Here is an 18754-nt window from a genome sequence, read left to right on the forward strand (position 1 = left end):
CTGTCCCGATTTCGTCCCGGTAACTTAAAAAAATAAAGGGTAACTTGCTGTATTCCAGAAAGCTACCCTTTATCTTGTCGGAATGAGGCGACTCGAACGCCCGACCCCTACGTCCCGAACGTAGTGCGCTACCAACTGCGCTACATTCCGATTGCTTAAGATTAATAAGTGGAGCAATGAAAAACCACTTGCTTAGTATCTTAAGTTAGTTGAAAATCAGTAAGATTTTTAAACCTAATAACTTTAAATGTATCACTCTACACTCTGTTATAGGAGCTCTTTTTATTTCAACGGTGCAAAGGTATTATTATTATTTTAAATACGCAATACTTGTGAACTATTATTTTTTAGACTTTCAGCGATGTACATGTAAAAATTCAGTTTGCCCCCAATATGTTATTGATGTACACCATTCAAATATAATGAACTTATCTCGTTGCAAGATGAATTTAAATATGTAATTTGTTCACTGTGAAAATTACGAAATCCAACATGAATAAAGATACTCGAACACAGCACGATACGGTTAAAAGGTTTGGTGCTCTTTGTTCCGAATTAAATTAATAGCTTATCTGCTCTTAATTTAATTCGGAGCAGATAAGCTGAAATTTTTTTCTACATTGCTTATGGTATATAATTCCAGTAGTCCATATTGGTGATTACCTCGACTATAACTTTCCGGTCACCTCTTCTTATTTGGTTGGAGGCTGTCTCCGACGCGTAAGAAATCTTCTTGCCTACGCCTCTGGATTTTAAAGTGGTTGCCGGAACTCCTTTCTTCACCAGTGCGTCAACCACGGCTGTTGCTCGCTTTTCAGACAGTTTGTGGTTGAACTCAGGTGATCCTTTCGCGTCAGTACAACCGGTTATCAGGAACTTGCGTGAAGCATTGTCTTTCATGAGCGTTGCTATCTCATCGATCACTGCCATGGATTCCGCTGTGATTGTCCACTTGCCAAAGTCGAATGAGATGTCGTCAAACAATTTCCGCAAATCTCTGCCTGGGGTAGTCTTTTCTATCACCTTTTCTATCACAACCGGTTTTTCTACGATTTTTTCCACGGTCCTTTCCATGTACTGAATCTCCGGCTTCGGTTTTTTCGACTTTCCTCCGATGCGCCACATCAGTCGTACGCTACCTTGCCAGGCATTGGCCACTTGCTTATAAGGCATGAGCAGATATTCAGCTTGTAGTCCGAGGCCAAGGCGGTCATTGAGCCACATATTCACGCCGGCTCCCAGAGAGACCGGTATCAGGTGTTTCCTGTCGGCACCGTCCTTGTTGTAGTCGTTGGTGAAATTCCAGTTCATATCCTCACCATCGAATTTTTCAATTCCGTTGTAAGCTATCGAGAAATTCTTGTACATGTAATTGACACCGACCCTTAGGAAAGGATCGATATAAGGTGAATGGAAATATTCACCGAGCCTCCATTGCAGCCCCAGTCCTGCCATTCCTACCCAACGGGACTCTTTGCCCCCATATACGGGGTCTCTTGCATATTGTACTTCTCCCTGTATATCCAGATAGAAATGTCCATTCAATTCACGTGCGGCATAAAGCTGTCCTCCGAAAAGTGCGTCCTTCTTGCTTGTTTCCACATTATACCCTCCTTCGGCGTTCTTGTAAAATCCCACTACGCCAAAACGGGTCATTTGCAATCCGGCTGCCCCGATTCCTACTTCCCATGCCTTGTTTTCACTCGTTTCACTATAATCACTTCCGGTTTCAGATTTCCGGACCGTTTCCTGGGCCTGGATATACGGTTGTGTACATACCATAAGCCCTAAAAACATCATGATAGATATATAAACAGTTTTTGTTTTCATTGCTTCTTTTTTTATAGTTAAGGTTCATAAGTAACATCGGGAATCGCAAAAGTCGTAGTGGCTTTGTACCTTTCGATATAGAAGGCATTCTGTTCTCCGGCTTTCTTTTTTAAAGTTCCGATATACAAGTCATTGTAGAAAATGTGTGAGTTGGAATAACTGGTTTCTATTTTAATTACCGCATTCAGGAACGGTCCTAGTACCTTGTATGTCGGTTCATTAAAGGATGATGACTTGTTTGAACTGGTAGCTTCTTGTGTTCCCTGTGATGAGGAGTATCTGAACTTTACATAGGCTGCCTTAAGTTGTTTGATTTCATCTTCCTCATATACCACTGTTTCAACATATTCCGGTTTATCCGTCTCCTTTACTATTTTAAACCCGTCTGCCTTATATATTTTGGTCATGTCCACATTCGAATAATCCAGTTCACCTTCCGCACAGGAGAAGGAAGGCTCATCCCCACCGATGAATGTTTTCATTTTAATTGTTTTGAGAGTAGGTCCCATCTGATAAGGTGGTAGGAAGGCGGTACCATTCCACAGAATTAGTTCCCCATAGTAGGGAGTAGTGCTTCTTACCGTATAATAAACATCATTTCCGTCCCAGAAATCTTTCCAGTTGTTCTTGTAGTCACCGGTGTTCTGCATTACAGGGCGGTTGGTGTCCATAGCGACATAGTATAGTACGCCACCATTGGTAGAAGTATTGGAATTTCCGTATATTTTATTGTCAGTCATAATACTTGTCGGATCTTCCTTGTCGCTTACCTGGTAGGCCTCCAGTGACCTGTTGTAGTTGGGCAGATAAGCCGGCAACTTCTGCCACTTGTCATCCGGATTTATTTTTCTTTCAACATCGAAATAAAGTCTTTGGTAATAATTTAGGGTAGGAGTATAGGATCCAAGTTTGATTCTCAAGTGTATACGGTTGGGAACATACGTGTTCATTGCTGATTCTTTTGGAGTTCCACCCGCTATGGTGACACTTGCCGTTTTTCCCCATCGCGCTTCCACTGCTTGGATTTCCGGCAGGTCTTCTTTGGGGACAATAAATTTCCCTTCACCGTCCGCCGTGTATTCTTTTTCGGGGGCAATACCCGGCATTCCTTTTACTACTGCTCCCGGTGCTGCCTGCCCTTTCTCGTCATACACGGTATATCGTACACCTCCGTCAGTGGTACGGACATATTCCCCATATTCCGGTTGGGAATATTCCGCAATTACATTCGGAACACCGTAAACGACCGTGACTTCCGCTCCGGGCTTACCCAGTTCACCGGGTTTTCCGTCAGCACCGTCCTCACCGTCTTGACCGTCTTTTCCGCGCAGGAATTCGTAGAAATCATCCAGTGTGTTCTTTTCGCAGTCCCATTTTGCTCCCGTCTTATTGTCCAGTATCGGATTGTCCGTACCGCACCGTTTGGCCAGGTCTTCTTTCCAGAGTTGGTATGCCGACAGTCCGTTTGTACCTTCATCTCCGTCCTTGCCTGCGAGGAACCTATAGAAATCAATTTCAGAGATTTCATTTGCCGGCCATTTCTCTCCCGGTTTGTGTGGATTGTCCAGCTGTCCTGTGGCAGCTGTAGTTTTCCACAGTTCATAGGTGGATTGTCCGTCTTCACCGTCGTCTCCTGACAGATAGGTGTAGAAGTCTGACATGGTGATTTTGTCTGCCGGCCATGGATTTCCATCCTTTCCTGTGATTTCTCCTGCCCTTACATCCTTCAACCATAACTCATACGCTGAAGCACCTGCTGCGCCATCCTTGCCGCTCTCTCCCTTTGCTGGAACCATCGTGTCTGTATCTCCCAGCCACCAGTTGCCGTTCTCACCAATATAGGGTGACAATCCTGTTGCACCGTCATCGCCCTTTTCTCCTTGTGCCTTTACGCCAGTATTGGTTTCACCGATCCACCAGTAACCGTCCTTGATAACCGGAGTCACACCGTCCTCACCTTTGTCACCTTTTTCTCCCTTTGCTGCAATACCGGTATTGGTTTCTCCAATCCACCAGTTGCCGTCTTTTATGACCGGAGTCTCTCCGTCCTTTCCTCTTGCCGGTACTTTTGTATCCGTGTCTCCCAGCCACCAGTTACCGTTGTTTCCGACATAAGGTGTCAGACCATCATCTCCTTTTTTCACCTTTTGCCGATACACCGGTATCTGTAGAGCCGATATACCAGTTTCCGTTGGTTCCTACATGAGGAGTAATTCCGTTAGCGCCATCCTTCCCTTTCAGGTATGTGAAAAAGTCGTTCTGTGCTATCTGGTCATTCGGCCAGTCCACTTCTCCCTGTTCCACCATCTGTTTCCAAAGCTCGTAGGCCGACATGCCATCTTTGCCGTCAAGTCCGTCTTTGCCTGCAGCTTTTACTCCAGTATCCATGTTGCCGATCCACCAGTTTCCGTTTTCTCCCACATGTGGGGACTGTCCGTCTCTGCCTGTGAGGAAGTCCCAGAAGTCTGCCTCCGAGTTTTTGGAAGCGGGCCATGTTTGCCCGGGATTATGCGGATCGGTTGCGTCTCCGTTTGCAATTAGTTTTTTCCACAGTTCGTAGGATGAAAGTCCGTCCTCACCCTTGTCTCCTTTTTCCCCCTTGATATAAACAAGGAAATCCGCCAGTTCAGTTTTATCTTTAGGCCAGTTGATATTACCTGCCGCCACTTCTTCTTTCCATAGGTCGTATGCAGATTTACCGTCATCTCCTTTGGGGCCTTGAGGTAATTCAAAATTCATGTTGCTACATGAAATCACCAGTATCCATGATAACACTAGTAAAAAACAAGTATTTAATTTTTTAAGGTTCATATGTACTAAAAGTTTATTTAATAGTGATTTTAAGTAATTAGTTAAAACAAGCTGCTTACAACCTACAGCCGTTATAGATAACACTCCAAAAAAGGAGTATGCACATTTCCTTGCCATATTCATCTATATATTTACTGTAATAAATAAAAAAATATACAGATGTTTTTTATGGCCAATAAAAAACATTTTCATTATTATTACAAGGAATTGTCTAAAATCGTACTCGAAGTCTTTATAAGCACATATACTTCGACTACCTGTCTATACCGTTTCTTGACATAAGAACGAAAATTAACACGTGTCATAGAAAAAACAACTGTACATTTTAAAAGGTTTGCCATTTGGTTTTGTTGGGTGGTTGCTAGAAATAACTAATGTTAAATATGGGATATACTGTAGCATTTTTATAATGTATTTCCTATTCATGTTAGGAAATGGCAAAGATATATTTGTATTGATTATTGTAATGTGTGTTTTTCTCCTTTCCTGGCATTTTAAACTTGAAGGGTATGGGTTGAAAAAAGAAACGAATAATGGGGGAGAGATATAGGCATATAATTAATATAATAAATATCAATATCTTGAGATCGTCGGAAAATGTGTGTTTGGTTATTGTGTGATGTAAGATGGTATATAGTTATTGGTAACAAGTAGTTTGTGAGAAAATGGATGTTTGTTAAAATATGAGGAATAGTAGTGTGCTAACTCTAAAGAATGAATGTATTTTGGGAAATTTGTACTTCGTTTTATCTTGTTGATGTTATTTATATGATTGATTTTCCATAAAATGTCCGGCACTGTCCACAATTTTGTGTAAATAGAAAACTTCAGGATTCGGGTTTTATACTTGAATCCTGTTTTCAAATATAGTAATAAATTGGTTAAATATCAATGCCCAATTCCAAATAGGTTGGTACCATTTCTTTTCAATTTCGTTAATGGCCAAATAGACAGATTTTTTCAGTGCATCATCATTTGGAAATGATAGCTTATTTTTGGTGTACTTTCTAATTTTCCCATTTAGATTTTCAATAAGATTAGTGGTATAGATAATCTTTCTAATCTCGACGGGGAAATCAAAGAACACGGTCAGTTCTTCCCAATTATTTCTCCATGAGCGTATCGCATATGGATATTTAGCACCCCATTTTTGCTCAAAGTTATCCAACTCCATCTCAGCTGCTTCTTTAGTAGGTGCATTATAGATGTTCTTTAAATCGGCAGTGAATTCCTTTTTTTCTTTCCAGACGACATAGCGACAGGAGTTTCTAATTTGGTGTACCACACATATTTGAGTAGTAGAGGCAGGAAATACACTCTTGATGGTTTCCGTAAATCCATTCAGGTTATCAGTAACTGTAATCAGAATGTCTTCTACACCACGGGCTTTGAGATCCGTTAAAACGCCCATCCAGAAAGCGGCACTCTCATTTTTGCCAATCCACATACCCAATACTTCTTTCAAACCTTCCTTATTCAGACCTACACATAGGTAAACAGTCTTGTTGATCACTTTGCCGTTTTCTCTGACTTTGAATACGATACCATCCATCCAGACAATCATATATAAACTGTCCAAAGGACGATTCTGCCACTCTGTTGCAGCCTGGCTAACTTTATTGGTGATAATGGAGATAGCGGAGGTGGAAAGGTTAATGCCGTATATTTCCTGCATTTCCGACTCAATATCAGCGACGCTCATACCTTTGGCATAAAGAGAGATGACAAGACGCTCGATTGATAAGCCGCGGGATTGATGCTTGGGAACAACAATAGGCTCAAATTCTCCTTTCCGATCACGAGGAACCTGAATAACAGATTTACCCATCTCGGTTTGAATCTGCTTCCTATAACTACCATTGCGGGAGTTGCCACTATGATCGCCTTGATTGGAGTGTTTTTCATAACCTAAATGGTTATCCATCTCTGCTTCCAGCATTTGTTCATAAACACGAGTATGAAGCTCTTTCATGAAAGCAGTCACATCTTCGCCTGTCTTAAACTGGGACAGAAACTCTTTACTTAAAAATTCTTTAGGAATGTCCATAAAATCTGATTTTTACAAAGTTAATACATAAATAAAAAAACTATGAGAAAAATCCCGTAGTTTTCTATTTACACAATTAGATGGATAGTCCCAAATGTTCCCAACCGACTTGTGCTAGCATGGAGTTGATGTACAGGTTCTGTCTTCCAGTTCTTCTGCCAGTGAATAGCTTGGTTCGGAGTCTCTGTCTTTATTGGGGACAGTTTTTTTCTTTAATTATGAATTTACTGTTACTGAATATGACTTTGTCCTTTTGGACCTTTCCGGAACGGTCAATACCACGCCTCTATGTTTTTCCAGATACTCGAATCGGCTGGAATTTGCGTATTGGAGTATAAAAGAAAACCCATTGAAATGACTGAATTTCAATGGGCTATGAGAAATTACTGAATCGATAGTGGTGCCACCAGCAACCGAAAGTCGGTTTGTATGACACTATTTCTCAATAAGTTATATCTTTATCACGATGTTAATCCCTTGAATAAGGTTTTCACAGCTTTGCACCGTTCGACATCAGTTTATATCTTGAGTACGATTTCTGAGTGCAAAGATACAACTAATATTAGAATTTCAAATATTATCCTTTTATTTGTTCTCTAAAAGACTTACCTATATCCATTATTAACTTGTCATATTTTTCTTTTGTCCTTCTATTTTTATTGATGGTGTTTTGTGCATCTGCTTTAGATATTATTTGTTGAACTTGTTCTCCACCTTCAATTTGTATTCTTATATCTATAAGCTTTAATTTTCCGAATTGGAATTGTTCAAATTGTTCTATAAGTTGAATTAATTTCTCATAATGTTCTTCTTCTATTAATAGAAGATTATCGCTAATAGCATTACGAGTAAGCCTGATTTGTTCACTGAAAGATGGTATTTGATTAGGGTCTGCTTTTTGCCATAACAAATCAGCTTGTCGTTTTGTATATAGTAGAACTTTCCATAAATCATTATACAATTCAAACTGTTTCTCTGAATATCTGAGAAACTGGGATTTTGCTTTCTCTAATTCATTTTTTGTATTTTCCAATTCAGAAGCATACTTTATTTTTATCACTTCTAATTCTTTTTCATGTTTATTATTATAAGCATCTAATAATCTAGTTGAAAGGAAATTTCCAAACCATTTAGATAGTGCAATAATAACAACACTTGAACCACCGATTGAGACAATGAAGGCTGTTACTAACTTTACATATTCTATCATTTCCATATTTTAATAATATAATCCGTTATTCTGCATCCAAGTATTAATACTATCAGGGTCAATACTGCCAAATAAGTATTTGTTCTTTGATAAAAAACCAACTCGTTGTCCTCTTAAATATATGGTAGGTGGAGTGGATGTATATGGATTATAAGGGCTTAAAGAAGAGTAAGGACTACCATAAGTTGAATACTGATTCTTAAATGAAGTAGCGGAATAGATACTACCATACAAACCATATTCATAGGAAATGGAATCTATATCGTATCTATTAAGAGAAAGTTTTCCTAAGAATTGCCCGTCACTAGCAATTAAAAAGGATTCACATCTTGCAATTCTATTATTGAAATCATTTATATTCATATATTTATTTTTTTATGATATATTGTTGTAATGGACTATTAGGTTTGTTAGGTATAGTCATAGAAAGAATGCCTACTTCTAAAAGTGGGTTGATGATATTTTTTTTAAATCTACTTCGGTTTGTTTGTCCTACAAGTTTCATTATTTCTTGAATAGAATGGGGTTCTGAGCAATACGAAATTATTTGTTCCGCTATAAATGTATAACGTATATCCAGCTTAGGACATTCTTGGGACAAGCTTGGGACATTTATTATTTCATTTTTGATACTAATCCCTCTTTTAAATACAGCTGTAAACATCCCCTCTGTGTGAAATTCTGGTTCGGGCAGATTTGCTTCCCTCATAGTTTCCTGCATACGAGGAATACCGGATGCAACTCTTTCGACCAAGTGCATACGGGTAAATAACCCGAATATTAGTGGGTTACGTGTCATGCTTTTATGCCCGAAATTTTTAGCTACAATAGGCAAAAGTCCTCCGGGATTGGAAATCTCTACCCGGTCGTCAAACATTTCTATCATAATACTTGCGCCTTGTTCATAGTAGTCACGATGTGACAGGGCGTTTATAATAGCTTCTTTAAATACGGTTAGAGGGATTTCCCAAATTTCCTCTCTTGGTCCTGCTCCCTCTATTTTATAAGCTACTTGCAGTTTGCTTTCCAGCCAAGACATTGCCTGTAAATACTGTTGGTACAATGAACCTCCGAAAGCTTTATCATCTATAATATAGACTTTATTCGTTCCCTTGAAAAGAACACATCTTGTAACAGCATGTGGAAACTTTCGTTCAGGTTGTTTTCCAAAAAACATCGCCGCTCCATTCTTTACCGTTCCGTTCTCGGTAAATAGTTCCAAGTTTTCAAATATTTGTTTGTCGGGTGTGGACGGACTTAGTTTTGCTTCTGTTCGGAAATCCTTAATCATCTGTTCGTCTGCATCCGTGTAGATATTGAACCAATGGCAGGGTATATGGTCAAAAAAGATTTTATTACATTCCTGAAAGAAGCTGCGCATTTCTTCGGCTGTGCGAAGTTTCTGCGAGTTCGCTCCCTCACGCACATAGATAGAACCGGAAAATATATAAGGTTTGTCCTTGCCGGACGGAACATCAATCACCCAAATAGTTTTATCTCCAATATTTACCGAATACAATTCACAGTGGAGTGTAGGAGATATTTCACTGATAGAACCTTGAATGGCAGAACGCTTATCGTTTTCTAAGTTAGTATCTACCACTTGTCCGTTATCATCTACTCCAACAAGCACATATCCTCCGTCTGCATTGGCGAAAGCACATATTTCCTCTGTCAGTTCACGAACTTTTGAAGGGACACGAACTTTAAATTCTACATTGTAACCCTCTCCGCTATCAATGAGTGATTGTATATTTTCTGTATTCAGCATGAATCTAAAATAATTAGAATACAAAGTTAGTTATTTGTTCTGTATAACCCCATTAAGTTTTATTTTATTTGTCTTCAATCGCATCATTGGGTTATATTTATAATTTGCCTTTTACAAAATTAGCTATATTGGATAACGGAACAAATAAAAAACAAGCTATTTTTGCCTTATCAATCAAGGTATTACAATTCATCATGGAAAAAGACTTTCAAATACCGACTCCGGAAGCGATAGAGTCTTTGATAGGAAAAGGGCTTTATCAAATATGGAATGCTCTCTGTCTTTTAATTGAGTATAAGTATGAAATGGAACGATTCTGGAACAATGGTGGGAGAAAATGGAAATATGAATATAAGTATCGAAGAGGTGGAAAAACTCTCTGTGCTTTATACGCTAAAGAAAATTCCTTTGGCTTTATGGTTATATTAGGTAAAGGAGAACGTGATAAATTTGAAATGCAACGAGAACTATTCTCAAAAGAAGTACAGACATTGTATGATGAAGCAACTGTTTATCATGACGGTAAGTGGATTATGTTTGAGTTGAGAAATGCCGAGTTGTTTAGTGATATAGAACGCCTTTTAGAAATCAAAAGGCTACCAAACAGAAAATTATTATCTTAAAGAAGTATCTTCCTTTATTATCATACTTTTGAATTTAAAATGAGCAAGAGATATTGTCAAAGTTGCGGTATGCCACTTCGTTTTGATATGGAAGAATGGCTGGGAACTAATTTGGATGGTTCTAAGAGCGATACGTTCTGTTACTACTGTCTGAAAGACGGGAAATATACAGTAGACGTGTCGATGCACGAAATGATTGATATTTGGCTTAGATACATAAATAAATACAATATGTATGCCCATACAGTTTATTCTCCCGAAGAATTGAAACTGATATTGGAGAAAAGACTGCCGACACTCAATCGGTGGAAACAAAAACAAGATACGAAGAATGTTCATAACCAAGCTATTCAAAGTATAGTTAATTATATCAGCAATCATCTGTTTGAGGATTTTGATATAAATACATTGTGCCAAAAGTGCGGAATGTCAGAATATCATTTTAGAAGGGTGTTCAAATTTATTGTCGGTGAAAATATAGGAAATTACATACAACGACTTAGACTGGAATATGCTGCACACTTATTGACCTCAACCGAATATACATTATCCCAGATAGCGGAACTATCTGGTTATCAAAGCAAATACAGTATTGCAAAAGCATTCAAGAAACATTTTAGAGTTTCAACATCCTTATTCAAGGAAAGATTCACACCTCGAAAACGAAATGCGCATACATTGCTAACTTCCAGAATAATAATGATTAATAAAATGTTTGTTTCTTGTTTGGAAGTGGGGAAAGCATACGAAAATAAGTTTCAATATAAGATGGTATGGGATAAACTGTTGTATTATGCAAGGTTCAATAGGATAGACAAAAAACACACAAACTTTGTCAGTTTAAGTTTGGATAATCCGGCAATAACACCGGAAGATAAATGTCGTTTCTATTTAGGTATAATTATGAATGATATACCGGATGCCAAATTGAATACTATACAAATCCCTAATGGACAATATGCTATATTTAGGCATATAGGTAGTTATGATTTCTTATGTGATTTATATAGGATAATTTATGAAGAATGGTTTCCTGATAGCCAGTACTATCCCCAAAACACTTTTAGTTTTGAGGTGTATATAAATTCTCCATGTGATACAGATGTACCGGAATTGATAACTGACATATATATACCTGTCGTAAAGAAAAAAACATTCACTGATATAAAATAATATAGTATGGGAAAGATTTCAGAAATCGCATTGTTTCAACAATCTGAAACGTATGCATTAGTAGTGGAAACACGTACTACAGTAAAAGAAATTGCTATGACTATAGGCAGAAGCTTTATGGAAATAGAAACGTTGTTTAAAGAGCAAAATGCTGTAATTGCAGATGTTCCTTTTGTGGAATATCTTAATTTTGAATCCATGTCAGAAGATATTCACATGGTTATTGGATTTAAATCAGCTAAAGTCTTGTGTGGAAAGGGGAACATAAGAGCGATTACCATTCCGGGCAGAAAAATAGTATCTTGCTTACATAAGGGGAATTATACTGAATTAGCTTCTTTGTATCGTGAAATGCAGGAATGGATTGCGACTAAAGGTTATAAATCTTCAGGAGCATCGATAGAATATTATTATAGTAAGCCGGGGACTTCAGAAGAAGAACTGGTTACTAAGGTTGAAATGCCAGTTTTGTAGGCATCTTATAAAAATCTATTGTTAAACATTCATCTAAAGCCGTTTATTAGGCGGCTTTAATATTCTGATATGAAAAATTTATTAGAACAGAGATTTTTCCGGCTATTGTCGGAATGCTCACAGCGTAAAGTTTCTGCATCCGAGTTTACGGAAGCTATTGAGGAATTGGCTATGCATGTAGCCAATTTTGGTATCAACGAACAGGATTACAGCGTTTTGCTCCGCTATTTTTCTTTTGGTTTACATCGTCTTAAATCGTACCGTGTGCGGTTTGATCAAGAAAAAAATGCCCTATTTGCATTTAATCGATGAATCTATAGGACTTTTAAACACCGAAATACGTCTTATCGAATGGCGCATCAAATACCCAGAACAGCTACAGCAACGTATCAACAAACAGCCTCTTTCCCCTCTCTATCTCGCAGACAAGACAACCCTTATCAACATCATGGAAATGGTAAGCGGTCTGTTCCTCTCCAAAGACATCGTGTATCAGAACGGCAAGCCCGCCTACTTGGTGGACTTGGCGAAAGCCTTTGAATGGCTTTTCAATATCAGGATAGGCGACTGTTACCAAAAACATGAGGACGTGATAAAACGAAAGCCGGGCAAGCTGACCGGGTTTCTTAATGGATTGGTAGAACTTATCAAAAAGGAACATGACAAGAAAGGGTACAGATAACCAAAGGTTTAGAATTTGTTTATAGGGGATTCCATTAGTTCCCCCGTAATTTTTTTGCGCCTGTTTTCTGAACTTTGCTTCATCAATCGATTGACAGACCATAATGTATAATCAGAAAAATGAAGCAATCATGTATATAGAAAATGACGATTTCAGCGTATGGATGCAGAAGTTGTACGCCAAACTGGAAGAACTCTGCAAGGATGTACGGGTACTGCGCAATGCCGACAGGGTGCTGCCCGAAGATGACAACCTGCTGGATAATCAAGACTTGTGCCTGCTGTTCAAAGTAAGCATCAAGACCCTGCAACGCTACCGGGCTATCGGTGCGCTACCGTACTTCACAATCAGCGGAAAAGTGTACTACAAGGCTTCCGATGTCCGGGAGTTCATCAAGGAGCGGTTCAGCGTCACCACGCTGCGCCAGTTCGAGAAAGAACACTGCACGAAGAAAAAGAAGTGAATTAGAAAGCCGGGGCGGTTCTGCTCCGGCTTCGCTTTAGGTTTATGGTTTGCCCAGCTTGTCGGCTTGCTCCCTTAGCTGCTCGGCTTGTTCGTTCAACAGTCTTGCCCGTTCCAACGCTTCCGCCTGCTTCCTGCTACGGTATTCAAAGCCTTTCACCGAATCGGTCAGGCTTCGGATGAAATCGTTGTCCCGTTCCCTGCTGAACCTCGTTTCCAGCAAATCAAGGCTGCTGCCGTCTGCCTTTCCTTTCATCAGGATATAGCGGTATTTTATATCGTTGTCCTGTAACCGCTGCATTCTTTGTATAAACTGCACATTCAATGCAAGCGACACAAGACAAATGATTATCCCTGCTGAAAGAAGAAAGAACTTGGGCTTCAAATAGGGAGTTACCCGGTATGTCAGTTTGTCGTACCATGAAACGGGCGTTATTTCTCCGGCTGGTGTATCATCAGCCGGGAACAACACCTTTAACCGCTCCTTGAAATATCGGTGTGAGGTCACGATAAGCCCCTTTATATCTTCAAGGTCTTGTTTTTGGTTCTCGGACTGCCCTTTTCCGATACTGCCGATTTGGTTTAGAATCTCCTGCACCATGTTTTCAGGAATGCCGGATTTGCCCTGCATATCCGAAATGCGCTGTTCGATAACGTCCAGTCGGTTAATCATTTCCTCCCGGCTGGCTGGCGTTACCTGCTTCTCCTGCCGTTCTTTCAGTTCCGTGACCATAGAGAGAAGCCCCTCCAAAATTAAATTTTTTTCCATGTTCCTATAATTTTAAGTGTCGTTTCTTTTTCTTCTTTTTTCTTTCACCGAGATTGTCGGGCGTATCATCAGCCGGAGAGGACGGGGCGGAGAACAGACCGCCCAAGCCTGCCAGTAACGGACTGTCGGCTTTTCCCAGTGTCTGCGCTGGCTCCTGAACTGGTGCGGAAACCGTCTGTTGATTGTTTCCGGCAGTGTTCAGCCCCACATCCCCGAAGCATTTATCCAGCTTGGAGAAACTGAAACTGCGGTCTATCTCCGAACCCTTGAACGTATATTCGCCTTTGGAAAAGGATATGCCCTGCACTTCGCCAGTCTGTCCCCTGTACTTGAAATGAATCCCGATACCCTTTTCTGCCAGCCGGGTTTGTAACTGTTGCCAGTTCCTTGATTTCCCGATTTCATCCTTTACGGCATTGTAAATCTCGTATTTGGATTTGTCCGGCTCTTTCAAACGGTGCTGCTTTACATGCTCCTTGCCTTTAGCGAAATAAAGCCCGTGTTTGGCTTTCAGCTTCTTGCATACCTGCTCGTTGCGGTACATGTCGTTCCTGTCCGAAATGGTCTTGCCGTTGTTGTCTATGCGGTTGAACACGATATGCACGTGTGGATGTTCCCGGTCTTGGTGGCGCACGATGATGTACTGCGTATCGGTGATTTTCATTTCACGCATGTACTCCTGCGCAAACTGTACCATTTTCCCGTCTGTCAGCTTGGGTGCGTCCACCGGGGAATAGCTTAGCGCAATATGTCCGATAGGATTTTTCAGGTCGGGGTTCATCCCGGCTTGCAGTATGAAACTGCGTATGATGTCCCGGTTGCTTTCGGCTAACACTCCCTCCGCATGAAGCAAGGTTGCCTGTTCCTTGCCGAGTACATAGTTCACGCAGCCTTTAAATCCGCTTCCCTTTCTTATTTTTCCAATCATCCGACAGTTGGTTTATGATTTCGACAATCCTGTTCTTGAGTTTCACCAGTTCCACCGCCACCAGTGCGAATCCTCCGGCATTCGCCCGGTGCGCCAGTTGGTTGATGTTGTTGGCTTCGCCCGCCAGCTTGCGGATAGTGTCCGCATCCTGCCTGTTCAGCCGGGGCGTTACCTCTGCCGAAACGACCGCCTGCCGGACGTACTCGCTGACGTGCAGCCCGGCTTCGGTGGCTCGCTTCCTGATTGCGTAGAACTGTAACTCGGTCAGTTTCGTGCTGACTACCCGGTTCTGCTTGTCTATCCAGCTTTTTGCCGGGCGACCTCCCGGTTTGTTCCTTATCCCTGTCATACGTTTTTGCTTTTAGGTGGTATCTTAAAAATTGCGACCAACGGGAGAAATTTTCTTTGCTGCCAAGCAAAGCAAGGTGTTTCGGTCTACCGAAACATAACCTTGCTCTCCCTAATCACACAGCCTGCCATCGGTTCATGCCGCCAGCCTTGCAGTTCACATCCTTAGCCCTCTCTTTCTTTTTTCACCCGGATTTTGTCTGTTATCATGCTCCGGCTGGGGCTTGTCGGTAACTGTCAAATCTTGGGATTGCTTCACATTAAGGCTACGCAGATAGTCGTTCAGGTCATTGTGACCGCTGTACAGGTGTGATGCGTCACGTACACGCCATTTGTATTCCTGCCTTATGGTTTCAACCGCTTTCCTGCCTGCCTCGTCATTGTCAAGCATACAGTGTATATGACCGTAACCAGCCAGCGGATATAAGGCTTTATCTACGTTGGCGGTGGAGTTCAGGATAACGTAGTCCTGCCAGTCGGTACAGGGCATACCCGGGCTTTCCCGCTGCCGGATAGTGAGGAATGAAAGATAGTCCATAAAGCCCTCGAACACGAAACAGGTATCTCTCGGCTCTCCCTGCTGCCTTATATGGGTGATGTCTTTCGATGTGCTGCCCTTGAAACGGGGATTGCGAAGCTCGTAACCTCCTGAATCATTCCTGAACGCCAGCGCAAAATAAGGCTTCCCACCGATGCGGTAATACATTTCCTGCACGTACGGGGCTGCCGTTCCGGGGGAAATTCCCCTTTCCTGCAAGTAGCGCATGAGTGCCGGATTCTGTAACGGCTGTATTCTGCGTATCTCTATCGGGCTGGCTGCCTGCCTTTTCGTGTCCCTTTCGGGCAGGTCTTTCCCATGAAAGGAAAAAGAGGCGGTGCTGCCCTGTTCCAGTTGGCAGATAGCACCGTAGGCGTTGCACCCGTTCTGCTTCATCACAAGGTCGATGAGCGTCCCGCCCTCGCCGGTTCCGTAGTCACACCATAGATTGGCGTTATAATCCACCTTGAAACTCGGCGTGTTGTCCTCCCGTAAGGGGCTGCGGTACATCCCGTAGTTTCCCTTTTCCGTGACGGGCTGGATTCCCAAAGAGTTCAGGTAATCCTTGATACTGATATTGTTGGCTTCCTTATAGGTCATAATCTTTATTTTTTTGATGTTGATAAATTGCAGTAGCACAGTAAGAAGTCAGTAAGAAGAAAAGTCACTATGTTTCTGCGCATAATTCTTTTTTATTTCAGCGGATTACATCTTATGCAGTAAGATAAGTAAGTTATTTCTTCAAAAGAAGATAGAAATATAACCCTGATATTTCCTGCGGTTTTTCTTTTTCCAAACTTTTCCAAAAGTTTGCGGTTTTATCTTACTGCTTACTGCGCTATTATTAAATGTTTGATATACAGGCTATAAAATAAAAATATATCTTACTATGGCAGTTACTGCGTTGCAGTAATAACCAATCGTAAAATGACCGTGCTAACCGTAATCGCTGTTTGTACAGGATGTTGGAACAGGTTTTATCCTATACCCATATACCGAATAGGTCTGTTTGTCGATACGTTTCTGTACCCGTTTGAACCCGGCTTTGCGTAACGCTTCCCCCAGCCGTTTTTCAGATAGTTGCATGGGGCATATATCCCGTAAGCGTGCCAGTATTTGTGCCGTTGTCATAAAAAACAGGGCTTCTTCCCCCTCTGTCGGCTTCTCAAAGTATTGTGCCAGCATCTCGAACTCGACCGTCTGCACCTCAAATTCCGCATTTGTCAGGTGCAGTTCCCCAATCTCCGCATCATTGAACCAGTAACGCACGCCCTGACGGTACAGGTACATGATTTCGGAATAGACATTATCCATGCGGATACTTTCTGCCGTGGGCTTGTCTATGCGCAGCACCTCGAACGGCAAGAAACGCCTGCTACCTGTCGGATCGGTCAGGAACTCGTTGCCGTTCACCGAAGCCATGAAGCTGGCGAGGTGGGGGTATTCCTCTATGTAAACATCATACGGTCTGCGGTACTTTACCGCCGGGGTGGTGATAAGGTTCTTTAATGCGTTCTCGTTCTGCTTGTTGAGTTCCTTTAGCTGGTCGTCAATGTTGATGAACAGGTATTCGGCTATCAGTGTCAGGATGTCTTTGCCCTGCGGGTCTATCTTCCCGGTGAACAGGTAGTTCTTAAGCGGTGTCGGGCAAAGGTTGTCCAGCCACCACGATTTGAACTGCCCCTGCCTGTCCCCGGTCAGCACCAAACAGGTATGGTTCTGACATCCCGTGTCGTTCATGGCGTTGGCTACCACACCGATAAGTCATTTCGTGAAATATTCCTCCCATTTGCCGGGGTTGGCTACCTGTACCGTGTTCAGAAGCCTGCCGATATGCCTGTGTTCGGCAGGATTCAGTAAGGGCAGGGCGTTGAAGTATTCCCGTATGGGATGTACCTTTCTTGCGAAATCGCTTTCCAGTATGGTACGGATGTTCTCGGCAGAGGTGACGATACCAGCGGTCGCATCCAGCCTGCGCCTGAACGAGTTCAGGACGAATTTCGTAACGGGCTGGTACAAGCCCGAAGAACTTGCAGCCCGGTATTCCGTCCGGCTCTTTACAGTATTGAACCGGAAATCGTACAGGACGTTCAACAGGCTTTCGATGCGCTCGTTCTTTGACTGCCAACCCTCGATATGCCGTGCATCATCACCTCTTTTCTTTTTCATCGGGAAGTCTGTTAGAAGCCGGGACATACTGCTGCTGCATCCACTTTTTGAGTTCCTCCATGTCAAAACGCAGGGTACGCCCACGCTTGACACACGGTATCAGTCCCTTACTGGCTAAGTGGTACAGGTAATTGACCGAATACCTGGTTATGCCGCTGGCAACGGATATTTTGACTAACACAGGCTCTTTTCCGTCCTGCCGTTCTTCGGGCTGTGCGCCCATGACTGGGGCAATCATCTTCTCGATGTTCTCCAGCCGTTTGAAAATTTCTTCGAAAGGATTGTTCATAGGTGCTTGTTTTTTTGAATTAGCACCACAAATAAAATAAGAAAAATCTGTAAAAAACAAAGCGTCAGCCGTTTGGAATCGCTTTGCTTCGCTCTGCGCCAAATTAATGTCGGCAAATGGAAAACGGCTTTGTGTTCATTACCTTACTTATTTAGGGAATGGAGAAAAAACAGGTTTTTTGTTATCGGTTCGTTTCTTTCATGTTGTTTTTGGGTTGGTGGTGGACATTTTCGGACACGCAAGGTCATTTATGGACAGAGGGAAACAACCTATTATTCAGCATTATATATTTGCACCAGTGAAGAAATACGGAGTATTGACAAGAATAAATATATCGGTTATGGAAATAGTGACGATTGAAAAGAAAACTTTTGAGCTTTGGAAACAGAGGTTTGAAAACTTTGTGGGTCGTGTGGATGCGCTCTGCGTGCCTTTACGCAGGAAGCGTGACAAATGGCTGGATAACTGCAAGACCTGCCGTTTGCTGAACGTTTCAGCCCGGACGATGCAGACCTACCGTGACACGGGGAGACTGCCTTATTCGCAGATTAACGGCAAGATTTACTACAAGGCTTCGGACGTGGAAGTCTTTCTGCTTAATCAGGTAAGGGACAATTCTAAAAAGTAGGC

Annotated in this window: 19 protein-coding genes, 1 tRNA gene and 1 pseudogene; 7 read left to right on the plus strand and 14 right to left on the minus strand. The window is 41.7% G+C overall.

Annotated elements, in window-relative coordinates; all coding sequences use genetic code 11:
• Window positions 1–77: 77 nt before the first annotated feature.
• The 8 genes from CLIN57ABFB40_RS18650 to CLIN57ABFB40_RS18680 all read right to left on the minus strand — a co-directional run bounded on the left by CLIN57ABFB40_RS18650 (window position 78) and on the right by CLIN57ABFB40_RS18680 (window position 9669).
• Window positions 78–150: transfer RNA gene (locus CLIN57ABFB40_RS18650), tRNA-Pro, on the minus strand.
• 474 nt (window positions 151–624) lie between these two features.
• Entirely contained in the window at window positions 625–1830 is a 1206-nt protein-coding gene (locus CLIN57ABFB40_RS18655; RefSeq protein ID WP_254871831.1) for an OmpA family protein, read from the minus strand.
• A gap of 17 nt (window positions 1831–1847) precedes the next feature.
• The gene (locus CLIN57ABFB40_RS18660) at window positions 1848–3974 is read right to left on the minus strand and encodes a hypothetical protein (RefSeq protein WP_254871832.1); all 2127 of its coding nucleotides are present in this window, start codon (window positions 3972–3974) and stop codon (window positions 1848–1850) included.
• Window positions 3958–4569 (minus strand): hypothetical protein, encoded by a 612-nt coding sequence (locus CLIN57ABFB40_RS20415; RefSeq protein WP_254871833.1) that lies wholly within the window; start codon window positions 4567–4569, stop codon window positions 3958–3960. The genes CLIN57ABFB40_RS18660 and CLIN57ABFB40_RS20415 overlap by 17 nt, the downstream gene beginning before the upstream one ends.
• A 913-nt stretch (window positions 4570–5482) precedes the next feature.
• Complete coding sequence (locus CLIN57ABFB40_RS18665) at window positions 5483–6688, minus strand: IS256 family transposase (protein WP_175628958.1); 1206 nt, start codon at window positions 6686–6688, stop codon at window positions 5483–5485.
• Window positions 6689–7265: 577 nt separating this feature from the next.
• Complete coding sequence (locus tag CLIN57ABFB40_RS18670) at window positions 7266–7904, minus strand: hypothetical protein (RefSeq protein WP_234168579.1); 639 nt, start codon at window positions 7902–7904, stop codon at window positions 7266–7268.
• A gap of 3 nt (window positions 7905–7907) precedes the next feature.
• Window positions 7908–8261, minus strand: coding sequence for a hypothetical protein (locus tag CLIN57ABFB40_RS18675; RefSeq protein ID WP_007653852.1), 354 nt, complete (start codon window positions 8259–8261; stop codon window positions 7908–7910).
• A 4-nt stretch (window positions 8262–8265) separates the two neighbouring features.
• On the minus strand, window positions 8266–9669 hold the full coding sequence (locus CLIN57ABFB40_RS18680; RefSeq protein ID WP_032529661.1) for an ATP-binding protein: 1404 nt from the start codon (window positions 9667–9669) through the stop codon (window positions 8266–8268).
• Between the two features lie 194 nt (window positions 9670–9863).
• Between CLIN57ABFB40_RS18680 and CLIN57ABFB40_RS18685 the strand changes: the two genes are divergently transcribed.
• The 6 genes from CLIN57ABFB40_RS18685 to CLIN57ABFB40_RS18710 all read left to right on the plus strand — a co-directional run bounded on the left by CLIN57ABFB40_RS18685 (window position 9864) and on the right by CLIN57ABFB40_RS18710 (window position 13084).
• Window positions 9864–10292 carry a DUF3788 domain-containing protein gene (locus CLIN57ABFB40_RS18685; protein ID WP_032529662.1) on the plus strand — a complete coding sequence of 143 codons (429 nt, stop codon included), beginning with the start codon at window positions 9864–9866 and terminating at the stop codon, window positions 10290–10292.
• 39 nt (window positions 10293–10331) lie between these two features.
• Window positions 10332–11465 (plus strand): GyrI-like domain-containing protein, encoded by a 1134-nt coding sequence (locus CLIN57ABFB40_RS18690; RefSeq protein ID WP_117866274.1) that lies wholly within the window; start codon window positions 10332–10334, stop codon window positions 11463–11465.
• 6 nt (window positions 11466–11471) lie between these two features.
• On the plus strand, window positions 11472–11939 hold the full coding sequence (locus tag CLIN57ABFB40_RS18695; RefSeq protein WP_032531308.1) for a GyrI-like domain-containing protein: 468 nt from the start codon (window positions 11472–11474) through the stop codon (window positions 11937–11939).
• A 69-nt stretch (window positions 11940–12008) separates the two neighbouring features.
• Window positions 12009–12251 carry a hypothetical protein gene (locus CLIN57ABFB40_RS18700; protein ID WP_175631445.1) on the plus strand — a complete coding sequence of 81 codons (243 nt, stop codon included), beginning with the start codon at window positions 12009–12011 and terminating at the stop codon, window positions 12249–12251.
• The gene (locus CLIN57ABFB40_RS18705; RefSeq protein ID WP_175631446.1) at window positions 12202–12621 is read left to right on the plus strand and encodes an RteC domain-containing protein; all 420 of its coding nucleotides are present in this window, start codon (window positions 12202–12204) and stop codon (window positions 12619–12621) included. Before CLIN57ABFB40_RS18700 ends, CLIN57ABFB40_RS18705 begins: the two co-directional genes overlap by 50 nt.
• 130 nt (window positions 12622–12751) lie before the next feature.
• A complete protein-coding gene (locus tag CLIN57ABFB40_RS18710) occupies window positions 12752–13084 on the plus strand; it encodes a helix-turn-helix domain-containing protein (protein WP_005646002.1) in 333 nt (110 codons plus the stop codon).
• 42 nt (window positions 13085–13126) lie between these two features.
• Here CLIN57ABFB40_RS18710 and CLIN57ABFB40_RS18715 read toward each other — a convergent pair whose 3' ends face one another.
• From CLIN57ABFB40_RS18715 to CLIN57ABFB40_RS18740, 6 genes and pseudogenes are all read right to left on the minus strand, one after another.
• Complete coding sequence (locus CLIN57ABFB40_RS18715) at window positions 13127–13852, minus strand: hypothetical protein (RefSeq protein WP_175631447.1); 726 nt, start codon at window positions 13850–13852, stop codon at window positions 13127–13129.
• A 4-nt stretch (window positions 13853–13856) separates the two neighbouring features.
• On the minus strand, window positions 13857–14780 hold the full coding sequence (locus CLIN57ABFB40_RS18720; protein WP_175631448.1) for a relaxase/mobilization nuclease domain-containing protein: 924 nt from the start codon (window positions 14778–14780) through the stop codon (window positions 13857–13859).
• Window positions 14746–15129 carry a MobC family plasmid mobilization relaxosome protein gene (locus CLIN57ABFB40_RS18725; protein ID WP_175631449.1) on the minus strand — a complete coding sequence of 128 codons (384 nt, stop codon included), beginning with the start codon at window positions 15127–15129 and terminating at the stop codon, window positions 14746–14748. Before CLIN57ABFB40_RS18725 ends, CLIN57ABFB40_RS18720 begins: the two co-directional genes overlap by 35 nt.
• A 156-nt stretch (window positions 15130–15285) precedes the next feature.
• Complete coding sequence (locus tag CLIN57ABFB40_RS18730) at window positions 15286–16266, minus strand: toprim domain-containing protein (RefSeq protein WP_175631450.1); 981 nt, start codon at window positions 16264–16266, stop codon at window positions 15286–15288.
• 336 nt (window positions 16267–16602) lie between these two features.
• Window positions 16603–17835, minus strand: a pseudogene (locus CLIN57ABFB40_RS18735) (VapE domain-containing protein).
• Window positions 17816–18124 (minus strand): helix-turn-helix domain-containing protein, encoded by a 309-nt coding sequence (locus CLIN57ABFB40_RS18740; RefSeq protein WP_175631451.1) that lies wholly within the window; start codon window positions 18122–18124, stop codon window positions 17816–17818. The pseudogene CLIN57ABFB40_RS18735 and the gene CLIN57ABFB40_RS18740 overlap by 20 nt, the downstream one beginning before the upstream one ends.
• 340 nt (window positions 18125–18464) lie before the next feature.
• On the opposite strand from CLIN57ABFB40_RS18740, the gene CLIN57ABFB40_RS18745 reads away from it, so the two are divergent.
• Window positions 18465–18752 (plus strand): helix-turn-helix domain-containing protein, encoded by a 288-nt coding sequence (locus tag CLIN57ABFB40_RS18745; RefSeq protein WP_175631452.1) that lies wholly within the window; start codon window positions 18465–18467, stop codon window positions 18750–18752.
• The last annotated feature ends 2 nt before the right edge of the window (window positions 18753–18754 follow it).

This window comes from Bacteroides acidifaciens (assembly GCF_903181435.1).
GTDB lineage: Bacteria > Bacteroidota > Bacteroidia > Bacteroidales > Bacteroidaceae > Bacteroides.